Consider the following 15,774-nt stretch of genomic DNA (forward strand, 5'->3'; position numbering starts at 1 on the left):
AAGGGGAATATTTTTGGATGTGATTTTCTAGGTGGCGAATATTTCAATAATTAAATGGAGTATTGGCGCATTGGAGGGGCATAAAGGGAGGGGAGATTTTGGAGGGGGCTAATGTTCAATTCTACATAATTTCGTTAAACTTATCATGCAAGTCAATATATAATTACATAAACTGGTGTTTATTTTGTCCGAATCGTCCAATCTATGTAGCACACAGAGAGTTTGGAAATCTTCAGTTCGTAATGCCCTAAAAGGTCTTTTTTTTAGGACACTACGAACCCTAAATGCAATTATTCCAAAGAAGGATAACCAGATCCTTTTCGCAAGCGTACCTGATTACTCAGACAACGCAAAAGCGCTGTATGAATATGTCGTAAAAAACCATAAACATCTTCAGTACGACATTATCTGGCTAGTTAACGATCCCAAGATATTGCAAATATTAAATCAAGAGAAAATAAATGCTCATCTCAATATGAGTATCTGTGGGTTATGCTGCCTTCTCAGATCAAAATATATCATCGGAACTCATAATCATGGTTCCCGTGTTAAGGTGAAAAATCAATACCAAATAAACCTTTGGCATGGGATGCCTCTTAAGTCTATGGGATATATGATGGATTCAGCAACAGATGATGTGCTAAAGGATGTTAAAATAGGGGGAGATGCCAATGATATGCTAGTTGCGACGTCAAGCACTACTAGAAATGCGCTAGCGGCTAGTTTTCTTACCGATCCGCGAAAGATAGTTGTCACTGGTCAGCCACGTAACGATTATCTCTTTATGAAGGCTGATAAGAGGCATAGATTAGCTCGCTTGTTGGAAATGGATTTATCAAAATACCGTAGATTACTCTTGTATATGCCAACATTCCGAGTTGGTTATGGTAGGGTCGACGGCATACCTGAACATTTGGATATTTTGATGTCCGAATCTTTTAACAAATTTTTGGAAGATAACAATATATTGTTTGTTCTGAAGATGCACCCATCCGAGGAATATTATCCATTCTCTCAGGATAAAGTTAAACAATGCAACAGAAATGTTGTTATACTGAAAACAGAGTGTCTTGATAATCATCTCACAAGTATATATGAGATACTTCAGGATTTTGATATTTTAATTACAGATTATTCTTCGATATATTTTGATTTTCTACTTTTAAATAGGCCTATAATATTTTTTGCTTTTGATTTGGAACAATATCGGCAAAATAGAGGTTTTTCGCTTGAACCTTACGATTTTTGGGCGCCAGGACCAAAAGTTACTACGATCGAAACGCTGGTCGAAGAAATCCAGAAATGCATTTCAAACCCAGATTACTATGAAAAAGAGAGAAAAACTGTCAATAATCTAATTAACCAATTCCAAGATGGAAATTCATGTGAAAGAGTCTGGGAACAGATCCTATACAAGGTGAGATCTCAATGATTGGGTAGTGCCTCAGACAATTACTGATAACAAGGCTCTGTTGAATCAGGCATGAGTCGAGAGCACGCCTCAGGCATACCGCATGAAAAGTTTTTCCATGAAAACCCCCTTCCATCCAAATTCCTTCAGCTCTTAACTAAAATCTGTTCTGAGTTCTCTTTGATTTACAGTCTGAGGGATCTTGGATCTCTCATCTTCCTCCCTTAGAACCTCTCGCGGATACGAAACGCATCAATTTCCAATAGAGAATGAGTTTGTGCTCGATCGCTTTCGCTCAAGGATCGACCTGACGAGATCAGGCGTGTCTGTTCTCTTTAGACCGGATCCGGATCGCGTTTCTTGAGGACAGCGAGTGCATCTGCTACGAGAGTAATGACCTCTTCGAAGGTGTAATGCGGCGATGCAGGGATTCTGATGGTATGAAAATTCTCTGTTTGAGGTTTTTCTTCTGGTTGAGTTTACCTATCGACGTATTCTTCATCATTGACGATCAGGTGCCAGATGATGGTGATTATCTTTCTCGCCAGAGCGATGATCGCTTTGCTTGCTCCAATCACGTGCTTCTTTGCTTCATACCATTCTCGAAGAACATTTTTTTGTGCTCGTGTTGCAGCATGAGCGACCTGGTTCATGATCCATCTGGCATGTTGTTGAACCCCGTTTTGTGATCGAACAGTTTACAGTATGGTTCGCAGATTGGTACATCCTGGCCAGCAGCAACTTGGTACGGCGCGGTCATATCCAGTTTCTTCTGAAAATGATGGGATAGATGAATGTCTGTGGCGGTCTTTTTTCCATACGCGATCAAAGTCGCAGTTCAGCCTTCGAGGGCAATTCAACGGTTACTATCATCCTAAGTTTGCCACTTTGGGTTCAAACACCCAATGAGCTCATCCACTCTTGTGATCTACATTTTCCAGAATTTCACTTGGATACTGTATTTGACAGTTGAAGAATTTCCCCTCAAAATTTCATGAAATCGCCCACTTATGATACAAAATCATCGTGTTGATGGCATCAAAATTCGAGTGAATGAACCTTTTTGTCTTTCTCTTCCACGAATCTATGGTAACTGTCAAATTCAATAGCGCCTTTTTGATGAATTTTGTTGACGTATGCTTCAGTTCCGGGATCTCAAATCTGATCATTGAGACAAATAACTGCGCAATAAACCCTATGATTAACGCACCGTAAATGCTGTTATCTGTCCATACCCGCAATGGTTTGATCTCTATCTCATTCTTCAACGAGTTGAAGATCTTCTCGATTGAATCCTTTTTTCGGTATGTGAGAAGGGCTTCAGTAAGTGTCAAATTCTTACTTGATTTCAGGCAGAAAAACCCCTCTCTGCCGATGATGAACTTCTCTTCAAGGAGTTTGATGGCATCATTTTCCGAGAGTTCAACCAGTTTGGTCTGAATGGAGTAGTCCACATCAACAAGAAAGTTGTTAATCCGAAATCGCTTTGGGAGACTCTTATTCTTCTCAATACTTTCCTGAATGGTTTTCGCTTCTTTTATCTGTCACACAATTTTTCTGGCTCTGGATTCCAACTGTTCTTTCTGTAACTTTTCTGAGAAGTAGAGATAATTGGTACTGTTTGGTTTCTCAATTTTTATCCCACGAATTCCTGATTCCGCATCAATAACATGAGGGCCATACGTTTCAAATTCAGCAATGATCTTGTCATCACTCTTGTTGAGTTTCTTTCCGGTAATGTACTGCAGATTATCTGCCCGAATCATCCGGGTATTGGCGACACTATTCGCTCCTTTGTCGAATATGACCAGAGATCTCTCTCTGAGTCTGCCGCTTGATTGTCGATGGGTCTTCTTGAAGTGGCTCTGATCATTGAGATTGCCGGGTTCGATCGTCATCCCAATCGGGATATTGATGGGATCGGCAAGTTCGGTGACACCGACCGTAATCTGTTTTTTGTCCGGCCGATGATCACGGCTGTAGCCATATTTTCCAAGATGAGCCTCAGTGCCATGAAGAACGATGCTGGTCCAGTCCATGTTGATGTTGGTATGCTCAAAATTATATCGCTCAAAAAGGACGTCCTGGATGTCAGAGATGATTTCATCCCGGTTAGCACCAAGGATTTCAAGGACACGATACAGTGTTCTTTCGCTGAATGGGGGGAGATCAAATTCAGCAAGAACTTCAGGACGGTTGATCCATTCGTGAGACCGTTTTATGCTGAAGTTATCAGTCAGTTTATAGCTAACAAGAGCTTTGAGGAGTTTGTTGAGATCTATCTCATTTTTTTGTGTTTCCCGAAAATCTCGGTGAAATTGAGAATCTCATAAAGTCGGGTAACGGCAAAGAGGGTTCCAATGGGAAAAGATATATTTTCATTGGGCTCAATCTGAATAGTTCTTAGTTCTGTTTGCATTTTGGTCGATTCAAGCATTACTAAGAACACACTTAGTTTTTTTCGACTGGCAAAGTTAGGTATAATGTAAGAAGACCGGGGCGATCATCTGGAAAACGTTTGATCCAGAACTCTCCAGAGTTCGAGAGAACAGCAGCAACAAAGAAGGTCTTGTGGACATCGATCCCACAAACTTTACTTCGTTGAAGTGACATGGGCCTCTCCTAGGGGAGAGAAATGTCCCTCAAAGGCAATTTACCATTCGCGTTCAAAGACGCACGTATGCTTTTTAAATGGACATAAAGCTAGATACTACAACAGGATTCAGATCCCACAAACTCGACAGCTTTCTCTCCCCATGAACCGCCAAAGAAACCAGATCATATTTCGAGTTTTTCATCCTGTATGCTTGAGCCCGGGGTTCATGCCCGATTCAACAGAGCCAAAGATTCATATTTTATTGTATTTTATCTGATTAAGCACATCGTGTGCCTTTTGAAGATCTTGATGGTTATCAATCTCTATCCAAGGTAAACCATCAGTACTAATTCCATATATATCCATTTCATTACAGATTTCTTTTATTGCTCTTTCATACCATTCATTTACTTTTCCATCTTCAATAATATTTTCAACTTTTTTGAACAGTTTATCTGCACCATTTTTTGAAAACTTTGCCAATCCAATATATTCTCCAGAAGATGATTTTGGATCCATGGTTTTATTAATATCTGTTAATTTTCTTTTATTGAGTTTGACCTTCATTTCCTCTTCGCCGAGGTTTTTATAATCATCAATAATTAGGGAGTTTTCAAACCTTGTATAGATTAATTTATCTAACAATGCTTTGTCAAATAAAACATCTGAGTTGAGGAGAATAAATGATTCTTCATCAAGAATTTCTTTCACCAAAAACAGCGAATAAATATTGTTGCATGAGTTATACTCTTCGTTGTATACAATATTGCAGCCTGTCGCAAATTCTTTAATATAATCGCTCCCATGTCCTGTAATAATAAATATATCATTTCTATTGATGTGGCTATCTAACGCTTTCAATTGATAGTGCAATATTGGATATTCACCTACACTGAGCAAAGTCTTCGGAGTTTTTTCAGTTAATGGAAGTAATCTCTGTCCTATTCCAGCAGCAAGAATTACAGTTTTCATATAACCACAAATTATATTTGTAATATTACTATTAAGAATGTTACTATTGAAGACCTGTGGAAACAGAGCAGGACACCATCGGGGGAACACCACTCACCTGCCGCACCTCACCTCTCCTCACCGCGGGGGGGTCCGGGGGTGCAACCTCCAGCGCGAGATTCCAAGAAAGATTCTACGATTGGGGGCGGCACACCTGATTGATCATCACGCCTTCCCACACCATCGGCCGGGGGCGCTGCCCCTGGATCCCCGGGATGAAGATAGGGTGGGGAAGGCAGAACGCCGATCATGCTGAAGGCGCATCTATCATCTGCATACCATCTTCAACGATATAAGGCTGGTTCAAATTCTCATGCAAATCCGGAGAGTAATCGTCAGGATCATTCATGGTGCTGGCTTGAAAGCCCCTTCATGTGCGTTTCAACAGAACCTGTCAAACAAGTCTTTGGTGGACGGGACGAGATATTTGGGGATCATTTTATCGCAACTATGGTTTACTCGATCATGTGGCAGGAACAACCATATGAGCGGTGGGCGATTTAGGGCGTGCTCTTGATATGACTTCATTCAGTTTTTTTGTATGTTCTCCGGTCCTTGAATATATTCAAGCAATTCTTTTGTGCTTTATGCATGGTTTCTGTGAAAATCTTCTTTGTACTTCTTAAGGATTTATAAACGTTGGACGGCATACATGCCCAAAAAATGGCCCAATATTTCTTTCTAATAAATTTCCTTGTAACACAGTTATTTAATAGATTTCGTGCAATGTCTGGTCTTTTTGCGTGGATATTCCCCCAAGCTCTTCTAATCTGTCTTAGAGCGATGTATTCTCGAAGGTCTTCCAGCATCGCGGGCGATACTTTTCCTGCATCTATCGCCTTTTTGGCTATGCGAACGAAAACAGCTTCTCCAAGAGGTTCAACTCTATTACATGCTCTGTTTGAGGCTTCGGTATGATAGATTCCTTTGCTATTCCAACTGAAAGTGATGGGATATTTCAGAGCTATTCGCCCCCAGAGGTCAACATCTTCACCCATCCACTCCTCTGTGCTGAATCCGTCCATCTCTTTTAGGATATATATGGGGATGGCAACTGTTGATGCTGATATCGGTGGATCCCCGAAGGTGGCAGCTTTAAAATAACTGGGGAGCAGACCCTCCCATGGTTCTTGGGGTATATCATCACTAAATGATGCGACATGGACTTTTGAATCCTTCTCTTTTACAAGGTATGCTGTCCCATATGCCCCCGCTTCAGGGTAACTATCTCGTAATCTCAACAATGTCCTGAGGTGTTCCGTTGACCACTCATCATCTGCATCTAGAAACGCGACCAACTCCGCTCGGACCGCCTCAATCCCCCGATTCCTCGCGGCCGATACCCCCCGGTTCTCCTGCTGGATCAACTGGATCCTTGGATCATCAAACCCCCTGACGACCTCTGCCCCCTCATCGGTGGAGCCGTCGTCCACCACGATCACCTCGAAGTCCTGGAAGGTCTGGGCGAGGACAGAGTTCAGGGCGCGGGCGATATAGGGGCCTTTGTTGTAGAGGGGGATGACGACTGAGACTGCTGGTATGTCTGTCATTTCAATTTTCTCCGAGAAGGTTCTTCAGTTCTATTCCGGCATTCAATGCAGACCTCTGAACCCCCGGGATCCGCTCTGTCAGATCGTTCCTGATTGCGGTGCGTTCATCGAGCATGGAGGTGATCCGTTCGGCAACCACTTCAGGGTTCAGATCTGCCGGGTCCATACAGTAGTCAGTATGCCCGAAGATGTCCTGGTTGATCCCCTGGGCCTTGATGCTGTAGGCGAAGCTCAGGGTCGGGACGCAGGACGAGAGGGCGGCGATCGTCGAGTGCGTCCGTGCCCCTGCAAAGAGATCCATCTGGCTGATGATCCACTTCGTCTCTGCGGCGTTGTACTCCGGAGAAAGTAGGGTTATGGTATTGTTTTGATTTTTGATGAGGGAGAGCGCGTTTTGCATAAATGTGTGGTCATTTGAGGTCGGGGTGGTCACATGGGGGATGAGGTAGATCGGCATCCCGGTCTTATTTGCCACACCTTCAATGATCGATGCCGCCATGCCGGTCCATGCTTTGAGATCGCCACCGGTGACATACTTCGCCATCAGGGGGCTTAGGTTGAGACCGATCGCCTCCTCGTCGACGGGGAGCACGTCCTCGATCCCCTCTGGTTTGACCGGGTCCATGAGGAACGCAGGGTCCGCGACAGGGTAGACGTTCTCAGTTACCCCAATGCCTTTGAGGTAGTCAGTCGTGGCTGATTCTCTGGCAAAGATCCCGGTGACTTTCCGGAGGTGGTGGCTCATATATCGTTCATACTCTGGCATCGTATCGAATGGGCCGACCGAGGCGCCCCAGATAGCCAGAGGTTTTTTCTTCTCAAGAACGATCTCGTCAAGGCCGGTGAAGAGCGAGGGTACACCATAGTCAAGGGAGTAGTTGTCCCCGCCGACTGAGAGAACTGCAGCCGCGTCATCTAAGTGCGGGAGCATCTCGTGGTATATCTGATATCTGAGCGCTCTCTGATCGAAGAGATGTCGGTACACATATAACCATGTTTCAGGTCTCCAGACATTCAGGAGAGCCTTTCTCTTATTCATCCGGTATGAACAGAGATGGGTGATGGCAGGGTCGGGCTCCTCCTGGCACTGTCTCCTGAATTGATCCTCACTCTGGAAGTGGCTGAGGCAGAGGAAACGGGGATCCCTGAAGTATTCTCGGAGAATCTTTGTCGTCCCCCGCACGATCGCCTCGCACCCCCGGTTTGCGTACGGGCCGTTCCCGGCCAGAATAAATAACGGTCTCTCTTCATCCATGTTCATAGCCCTATGCTTTTCTCTGAATATATCGTAGAGTTCGTATCGGGAACGTAATAATCTTTGATATTCGCTTCCCGACTGCCAGTCGTCTCAGATCCGGCCCCATTACCTCCCGGAGGCGCTCACCATCCCGCTCCTCGGCCTTCCAGAGTTTGCGGCTCAAAGCCCTCATACTCTCCTTCAGGTCAACTTCCTGCCGCAGGAAGGGATTCTTCGACCTCTCCGCTGCCACCCGTTTCTTCGGCATCTTCGCTCCATGATCAAGATACAGCCTGTATGCCAACTGCTCTCTCTTTATCGCCACAACCCCGACCTGACTCTGCACCACCTGTTCAACAGCAATAGGATCAAGACAGATCCCCTGTCCTCGCTCAAGCACCTCCCGCACCGCCGGCGACCGCACCAGCACAAGGCTCGTCCCCCGACTATCCTTTGAGTATTCAGGCAACCACGCGTCCATGCACGTCACGTCCGCACACTCGGCAAAGACATCGTCGCAGTAGTTACAAGCGTTTGGCGTAAACCACCGGTTCGTCCAGGCCTCAGCGATCCCCTCGTTCCAGAAGATTTTGCGCTCCCCGCCGCCTGCGGTCGTGAAAGCATAGTGGTAATTACTCGCCGGGTGGTCCGGACTCTTCCCACGATAGCGCACCGCTGTCACCTCTCCCTGTACCCCTGCAAGGGCAGCGACATAGTCGGTGAAGTGCGTGCTCTTCAACTGCCCGCAGGTGAGACCCACGGTGACGACGATCCGCTCCCTGAGTTTTCTGTTCCGTCTCTGAGCAAGCCGGACCGCCTTGAGGAAGCAGGGGAGGCCGGTGATAGCGTAGCGCCCCGGCACGTCGAGGACATGCCTGATCACCTCCGACATCTCCACCGGGTAGTAGGCCGAACCAGCGCCGGTGCGGACATCCTCAGAGGTGTCGAAGACGCGGAAGGCAAAGAGTTTCTCCGGGTCGCCGGTAGGGGCGACGCAGATGACATGGTCGACGACATCCTGGGTGAGCAGTGCTTCCAGGAGCCAGGTGGCCATACCGCCTGAGGCTGAGGTCTGGCGGTGCCTCTCAGAGTAACCGACATAGGTGGCAAGATAATAGCCGGTCTCTGAGCGGTGCTGGATGCCTGGCACATTGCCATAGAGTTCTCTTCCGATCGTGTCTTCGTTCTCTTCGTGGTCGGCGAAGGGACAGATCTTCAGGCAGAGCCCGCACTCTGTGGTGCAGGGCGTGATCTCGACCGGGTTAAGCTCACCGTACCGATTCCACTGCATTGAGAGGACATGCTGCGGGCAGAGAGCGGCACAGAGGCCGCACCCGATGCAGAGGTTGTTTTGTACAACGATCTCAATCACAGTAGCCATGACGGAATCCTTCTTTGGCATACTCTAGGGAGGCATGAGCGGATCATCTCTCTCTCCTCTGGATGAAGAACGATATTCAGTATAAACAGCAGATACGCTACCGTAATCCCACATCCTGCCAGGATGAGAGTTGGAAGCGTAGAAATGGTGAAGACCGATAATGTTGCAATCCCAGCCACGGACAAGACAAGTACTCCTCCAACTCCATACAACATCTTTTTCAGGTAGGTGAATATGGGAATTTGTATGACTGAGGCAATAAAGAGTGGATTAATCACTCCGTATCGGAGAAGGAGGGTGATGAGTCCTGCCAGGGCGACACCATACATGCCGATATCAAAGATATGGGGGAGAAGTAGTGCCAATATGATATTTAGAAAACCCATAGGTAGTGTCAGGATTACTAAACTTCGAACACGATTATAGGCTACTGTAATTGGAGATATGCAGGAGACCATTATCTGCAGAATGACTGGTGCAACACAAATCCAGATGAGTGGAGCAAGATGTGCAAATTCTACACCGACCCAGATTGTTAGGAGTTGAGATGAGAATATGCAGACTAATGCAATCGGTAATGCCATAAAAAGCCCTACAGTCTTAATCGTCGTCGATGTAAAGTGAATCAATCCTTCTCGATCCCGTTTGGCATAATATGAATATGTCATCGGTGTGAACAAATTTGTGACTAAGGCTGCAATGCTTATCAGGAGCGTACTCCATATCGCAGCAAGAGAATATTCAGTGCCTGCCACCTCCCCAAATAATTTATTTACTATGATCAGAGCGATCTGGGTATTGAGAAGTAAACCAATACTGTTGATTAAGACCCACGCTGACATTCCTCCGATTTCCCTGAGTCGTGATCGTACAAATGATGCTGGTGAGATCTTCAGATAGGGGCATGTCCATTTTGAAAGAATGAATGCCATTGCAAATGTTACAACAGCAGATCCTGCATAGGAGAGGCCAACCATTACCAGCGACGGACCTAGGCACAAGAATAAGGTTAAAACCAGCACAAGTTGTGTGAAGAGATTGGTGCAATTCACATAATTCCGCAGGTCCAGCCTGTTATATGCAAACAGGATTACCATGAAGTTGCTGCTCCATGCACGAATGAGCACCGAGCCAAATATAAGAGCAAAGAGCAGGAATACATCTATTGCTGACTGGTTGCCTATATTGAAAAATACTGGAGCATACCATGCTGCTGCGAGAGCAAAGGGTATCAGAAGTAGGATGACACCCAGTGTGCCAAACAATGCTGTGTTGAATGTCTCATTTGCACGCTTTAAATCTGCACGCTGGAGATCAATCGTCAGAAAACGGGAAATTGACGTGTTTAGTGAGTCAATGACCAGAGTGATGTAACTTGTAATTGAGGTGGCTAAGGGTATCAGACCATATGCTGCTGTTCCCAGTGTGTCCAAGAAAAAGGGGACCAGCATCAGGCCAATGGCAATATTTAGAACAAAGTAGATGATATTTGATATGAAATTCTTCGGGAGTCTCTGCGTGAATTTGATATCAAGGGGGGTTGTGCTCATGTTGTGTTCCTATGGGATGACTGAGGTGTATTGAGAGTTTTACATTCGGTACCATTTTAGTTTTCTGTACTGTCTTTTGATAAACATAGTGTCTTAAGACGCCTCCAGATCCCCCCTGAATGCTGATATATCTGCAGAAATAAAATCGAATTCAAGAGTCTGGTCCAGTTAGTAATCGAGATGGTAGAAATCTCATACTTAGCCACTCCAATTTCTCTGATGATTCCAGAATCTCTAAGCGTTTGGGATAATCTCGTCCATATCTGATGATATCCCTCCCAATATCTTATATGGCTATTATTTGGGTTTATATGCGATTTTTAAGCCCTATTAAACTTTTGAAATTATAGATCTAAGCTTCCCACTGTTTGCTCTACTTATGGTCTCCACAAAAGTAACCTCAATATTCATATCGCTTCCAAAAACTTGGTGCAGTTTGTTAGTTACTTTCGATTGTATCTGAGATCTGTCAGCATTGGCAAACGGTTCAATAAACACATGTATCAAATCCAATCTTTCTTGGATAATTTGGAATTTAGAAATATCGGGTATGGTGCGGAAAGTCAATGTAAATATTCTAGGTGATATTTTATCTCCGGATGGGGTTTTGATAAAATCATCATATCTGCCTTCAACATGTTTCATCAAAAACCCTCCACGACCACATGAACACTCATCGTTTGTAGGAACTGCGATATCTCCTAGTTCATATCGAATAAAGGGCATTGCACTCGAATTAAGATTAGTAACAACCACTTTGCCCCTCTCGCCGGGAGCAACAGGATCACCATTACGATCTATGAACTCAATAACAACATTATCCATTGATATGTGATATCCCTCGTGGTTACTACATTCCCACGCAATACATCCTGTTTCCCAAGAGCCATACACATCAATAACATCAGCGTTAAATACAGATGATATATATCTCTTCACATCTGGAGGGTTTATCTCAGATGCGGTAAAGACAAGTCTAACCGCACTTTCAATACCATTTTGTTCGATCTGTTGAGCTATTATTTGCATTGCAGATGGATAACCCCATAGAACGGTAGGGTTGACTGTTCTCATCACATTTATCTGATTAACCAATGGTTGGCATACATTTAGTGAATACCTTTTATTCAGTCCTAACTTCTGCAGCCATGAGGGGCGGTTGCTCTGGCCTGAAAAATTGAGGAATACATCTCTATGAGGGTTATATCCATTCTCTCTCCTTGCCATCTCATAACTTGCAGATGCATATGCAGCGGCATAATTATCATAAATTATTTCTAGTGGCATTCCTGTTGAACCACTTGTTTTATGATGACTGCACTTATTTATATCATAATTTTTTGCATGGGCAGACGTACTTAATGATCTTAACGTCGTTTTTGTTGTTATAGGTAATTTTCTCAGATCATCAACGCATTTGATATCAGTGGGGAGAATCTTTGCAGAATGAAATAATTTATTGTAATAGGGAACGTTGTGATAGGCATGGTGCAGAATCTTGCGTAGTTTCTTTTCCTGTAATAATTGTAATTGTTGAGTGCTTAACCATGTATTTTTCTGAAGACTATTTACTAAGATTTGAGATCTAAAATGGTTAATTAAATTAATTCCCATGCATCATCACTATATGTTATCGCCAAAATATGATTTTATCTACCAATAAATGTTTGCGCCACTGCATCTCGCATTCTCTACCTGGGATAGTGAAATGATCAGATCGAGTTCCTCCGTTATCGCGATAGATCGCTGACAGGGCCAAGGTCGAGGCGGTTGTAGGCGAAGAGCTGGACCGTGAAGTTCCCACTCCATGAGCGGATCAGGAAGGCAGCCGAGACCCCAAGGAAAAGGAGGATCGCACCGGTCTCCTGCCCTGTAGGGACATGGAAGATCGATGGGGCAAAGTATGCGACCGCGAGGACGATTGGGACCATCAGGAGGATAACGGCGGTGAGTCCGAGGAGAGCGGTGTTGAAGGTTTTGTTCGCGGCTTCATAGTCCTCTCGCTGGAGGTCGACGGTGAGAAACCTGGAGACCGCGGTGTTGAGGGACTGGACGACGATCGCCACATAGCCGGTGACTGAGGTCGCAAGCGGGATGAGCCCGTAGGCGGCGACCCCGAGGGTATTGATGAAGTACGGGACCAGCAGCACCCCGATGACGACATTTGCCAGGAAGTAGGCAATGTTTGCCGCGAGGTTTTTGGGGAGTTGGGCGGCGAATCGTCGATTGGTCTGGGTATTGGTCTGCACGGTCAGTCCTCAAATGAAAGAAGGTTAAAATTCTCGATCAGTAAACTTGGGGGATATGTTGAGTCTTTGTTATTGAATGTGTATCGATTCATGTCTTCTATTACAAGAAGTACGTGAGTACAACCTAAGGACCACCCCTCAAGGTCATCTGTGTCTCTATGCATCCTGGACGATCATACCTGGGTCGAGGGCGGCGGTGACGGACTCTTTCTCTCAATGAAGATTTTGTGCGAACGATCTTGCTCCTGATTAGATGCGGAGTCTTTTTCATGCGGGTTTCGATAAAGATTTGGATTTTTCTCAGGGGAAGGGGATTCATTCAAGAAATTCAGGGGGTAAAAAGTGCAGGAGTGAGTAGATGTCTTCTTGAAGAGGGAGGACGGGTCGCATGCCCAAACCGCCGGCAAGGATGAGGGTCTTCATGGAGGGTCGGTAGGATCTGGGCGCGGGAGAGGATGAGGGTCTTCATGGAGGGTCGGTAGGATCTGGGCGCGGGAGAGGATGAGGGTTGCGGTTTTTGTCTGCGGTGTTTCGGCGTCGGCGATTGCTCACGTCGGTCTCAGTGGTGAGGAGAGGAGGATGAAGGACAGGTGGACTGGCGCAGATGATCCTCGTGATGGCAGGATTATTATCTGAATCGCTCATCGAACGAATACTATCTCGGATGCCGATAAAAAGAATTAATATCGGCTGTGTAGAAACCATCATCTCTTCCAGTGCACGCGTGACTCGCCCACCTTCCCCCCTCTTTGGCCGGGGGCTTGCCGCCCCTCGTCAGAGAGGATTCAGCCGTCTTAAGGGAAGAGTCATGAAGATCGTTGATCCATTCTCCTCCCGCTCTCCTGGACCAAAGAGGTCACAAAGCCTGGTCTTTATTCCCTGCCTTCTCTGAGATCTGTTTAATCTAGAAGGCATCTCTCTGTACAATTGTACACCTCCCCGGCCAGTTCTTCTCTTGATCAGATTTCAATCTCATCTGACTCTTCTTGGACATGCGGCTCCCTATACATAATTGCGGCAAGTCTATGTCCAGCATCTCCCTGAACGATATCCCAAGGTCACGGTATCCTTGATATCATCGACTTTGAGTGTATCTGGGATCTGCGTTCAATGGAAGATAGTACGATCTGGCTCCTCTTCTGATTCACCATGGGATATGATAATCAGCATGGAAGAACTATTGCCCTATAATTGAGGAGGAACCAGGCATGCGGGTGCAGTATATCTATGATGCAGAGGGACGAAGGACTGGAGTGATTGTACCTATCGATCTCTGGTACTCGCTGGGTATTGAAAAATCTGTAGAAAAAGAGTGCGGGATCAGGGAACCAGAAAAATATCGAGGAATATATCGATCCCTCAAGGTCGATCTGAAAGATGAACTTCGAAAGATGCGTGATGAATGGGACCGACTATGAGACGTTTCCTCCTCGATACCAATATTCTTATCTATTATCTTGCAGATGCCATACCATCTGAGAGCCTGGATGAGGTTGAGGATATGTTGACCTCTTCGTTTCGCATCTCGATCATCACAAAGATTGAGTTTCTTGGATGGAAAAAACACACCCCGGCAGGCTACGAGGTGGCTGAAGAGTTCATCCGATCTGCAGAGGTATACCCTCTGACAGAAAGAATTGCGGACACTTCTATCCATTTGCGTCAAACATATGGGATGAGACTTGCTGATGCTGTTATTGCGGCCACTGCAGTGGTTCATGACTGTGCACTTGTCACCCGGAATGAGGATGACTTTTCCAGGATATGTACACTTGAGATAGTGAACCCGTTCAACAAAGAAGAATGACCTGGGGCTGGAGTGAAAAATCTATAAAACAGTGGAATATGGGCCCTGTAGAAACCCGTACCAATTCTTGGTGTGAGCGCGATTCAAGCGCCTTCCCACATCGAATGCACCGGACTCCCGGGATGAAGATAGGGCCGGGAAGGCACACTCAATCGTCATGAAGAGCGTAATGCCGTCTGCCACTAATCGCGCGCGGGGTCCGGGGGGCGGCACGCCCCCTGTCAAAGATACCTGTCCTGAGGATTTCTACAGAGCCGGAATATGGGTTTTTTGATTTCAAGGCTCTGTAGAAACCCTCATCTGTCGTGGGGAGCATGTGCGTCCCCCTCGCCTTCGTATAACTTCTCACCGGGGGCGAATGCCGCCCTGGGAAGATCTCTGATCTTCGAGTGGCAAGCCCCATGCCGCAGAGACTCATCAAAAAGATTTCTACAGAGCCTTTTTTTATTTCTTCCTCCCCTCCTCTTCTCCTGCCGCTACAAGAATGCGCCTGGTACAACTCATCACCGATCCAGAACCCGCCTTCTCCTCGCAGCCTGTCCATCTCCTCGCGCATCAGGGCAGAAGAGGTAGAAGACCGTGCGTGGGGTGCCGGTGGAGGTGAGGGTCGAGAAGGAGTCGATCTCCTGGAGGGTGCCGTCTCGTGTCTCGACCAGGACCGGGAATCTGTCCTCCTCAAGGAGGACGGATGCCGACTTGAAGAGCGAGTTCTCGATCTTCACGACGTCGGCGAGGATGAGGTCAGGGTCGCACCCGCACCCCTCGGCGACCGCGTCCTGGAGATGAGGGTTCTCCTCTGAAAAAAGATCGGTTGCCATGATGAAAAGGGGCACTGAATCTCTGGGCAGGAGATCCCCCGGAATCCGGCCAGGATCCAGGCTCTGTTCTGGCCCTTTCCAGGGGCGTACCGCGGCGCGAGGAGGAATACATTACCTGCAATAATACGTCCCATCTCCGGGCCGGGAGAGGGGTGGTTTCCACC

13 protein-coding genes and 1 pseudogene are annotated in these 15,774 nt (G+C 46.1%); 4 read left to right on the top strand and 10 right to left on the bottom strand.

Going from position 1 to position 15,774, the window contains the following annotated elements:
- The first annotated feature begins 175 nt into the window (after positions 1-175).
- Complete coding sequence (locus tag J2129_RS00090) at positions 176-1,432, top strand: CDP-glycerol glycerophosphotransferase family protein (RefSeq protein ID WP_348632263.1); 1,257 nt, start codon at positions 176-178, stop codon at positions 1,430-1,432.
- A gap of 458 nt (positions 1,433-1,890) precedes the next feature.
- On the opposite strand, the gene J2129_RS00095 is transcribed toward J2129_RS00090, so the two are convergent.
- From J2129_RS00095 to J2129_RS00135, 9 genes and pseudogenes are all read right to left on the bottom strand, one after another.
- The gene (locus J2129_RS00095; RefSeq protein WP_209628455.1) at positions 1,891-2,064 is read right to left on the bottom strand and encodes a hypothetical protein; all 174 of its coding nucleotides are present in this window, start codon (positions 2,062-2,064) and stop codon (positions 1,891-1,893) included.
- Positions 2,065-2,403: 339 nt separating this feature from the next.
- Positions 2,404-3,830 (bottom strand): annotated as a pseudogene (locus J2129_RS00100) (IS1634 family transposase).
- A gap of 429 nt (positions 3,831-4,259) precedes the next feature.
- A complete protein-coding gene (locus J2129_RS00105) occupies positions 4,260-4,979 on the bottom strand; it encodes a phosphocholine cytidylyltransferase family protein (protein WP_209628457.1) in 720 nt (239 codons plus the stop codon).
- 563 nt (positions 4,980-5,542) lie between these two features.
- The gene (locus tag J2129_RS00110; RefSeq protein ID WP_209628459.1) at positions 5,543-6,568 is read right to left on the bottom strand and encodes a glycosyltransferase family A protein; all 1,026 of its coding nucleotides are present in this window, start codon (positions 6,566-6,568) and stop codon (positions 5,543-5,545) included.
- A gap of 1 nt (position 6,569) precedes the next feature.
- Positions 6,570-7,823 carry a polysaccharide pyruvyl transferase family protein gene (locus J2129_RS00115; protein WP_209628462.1) on the bottom strand — a complete coding sequence of 418 codons (1,254 nt, stop codon included), beginning with the start codon at positions 7,821-7,823 and terminating at the stop codon, positions 6,570-6,572.
- Between the two features lie 10 nt (positions 7,824-7,833).
- On the bottom strand, positions 7,834-9,186 hold the full coding sequence (locus J2129_RS00120) for a Coenzyme F420 hydrogenase/dehydrogenase, beta subunit C-terminal domain (protein ID WP_245320509.1): 1,353 nt from the start codon (positions 9,184-9,186) through the stop codon (positions 7,834-7,836).
- Positions 9,174-10,736, bottom strand: coding sequence for a polysaccharide biosynthesis protein (locus tag J2129_RS00125; RefSeq protein WP_209628465.1), 1,563 nt, complete (start codon positions 10,734-10,736; stop codon positions 9,174-9,176). The genes J2129_RS00120 and J2129_RS00125 overlap by 13 nt, the downstream gene beginning before the upstream one ends.
- Before the next feature lie 330 nt (positions 10,737-11,066).
- Positions 11,067-12,350, bottom strand: a complete 1,284-nt coding sequence (locus J2129_RS00130; protein WP_209628467.1) for an AMP-binding protein — start codon at positions 12,348-12,350, stop codon at positions 11,067-11,069.
- A gap of 116 nt (positions 12,351-12,466) precedes the next feature.
- Positions 12,467-12,985: a hypothetical protein gene (locus tag J2129_RS00135; RefSeq protein ID WP_245320511.1), complete on the bottom strand. Its 519-nt coding sequence runs from the start codon at positions 12,983-12,985 to the stop codon at positions 12,467-12,469.
- Positions 12,986-13,486: 501 nt separating this feature from the next.
- Here J2129_RS00135 and J2129_RS13085 point away from each other — a divergent pair.
- The 3 genes from J2129_RS13085 to J2129_RS00145 all read left to right on the top strand — a co-directional run bounded on the left by J2129_RS13085 (position 13,487) and on the right by J2129_RS00145 (position 14,792).
- Complete coding sequence (locus J2129_RS13085) at positions 13,487-13,621, top strand: hypothetical protein (RefSeq protein WP_281069778.1); 135 nt, start codon at positions 13,487-13,489, stop codon at positions 13,619-13,621.
- A 572-nt stretch (positions 13,622-14,193) separates the two neighbouring features.
- Positions 14,194-14,403, top strand: a complete 210-nt coding sequence (locus tag J2129_RS00140; protein WP_209628470.1) for a hypothetical protein — start codon at positions 14,194-14,196, stop codon at positions 14,401-14,403.
- A complete protein-coding gene (locus J2129_RS00145; RefSeq protein WP_209628472.1) occupies positions 14,400-14,792 on the top strand; it encodes a type II toxin-antitoxin system VapC family toxin in 393 nt (130 codons plus the stop codon). The genes J2129_RS00140 and J2129_RS00145 overlap by 4 nt, the downstream gene beginning before the upstream one ends.
- Before the next feature lie 503 nt (positions 14,793-15,295).
- Here J2129_RS00145 and J2129_RS00150 read toward each other — a convergent pair.
- Positions 15,296-15,610: a hypothetical protein gene (locus J2129_RS00150; RefSeq protein ID WP_209628474.1), complete on the bottom strand. Its 315-nt coding sequence runs from the start codon at positions 15,608-15,610 to the stop codon at positions 15,296-15,298.
- Between the last annotated feature and the right edge of the window lie 164 nt (positions 15,611-15,774).

Origin of the sequence: Methanofollis sp. W23, assembly GCF_017875325.1 — an archaeon.
In the GTDB taxonomy this organism is placed as follows: Archaea; Halobacteriota; Methanomicrobia; order Methanomicrobiales; family Methanofollaceae; genus Methanofollis.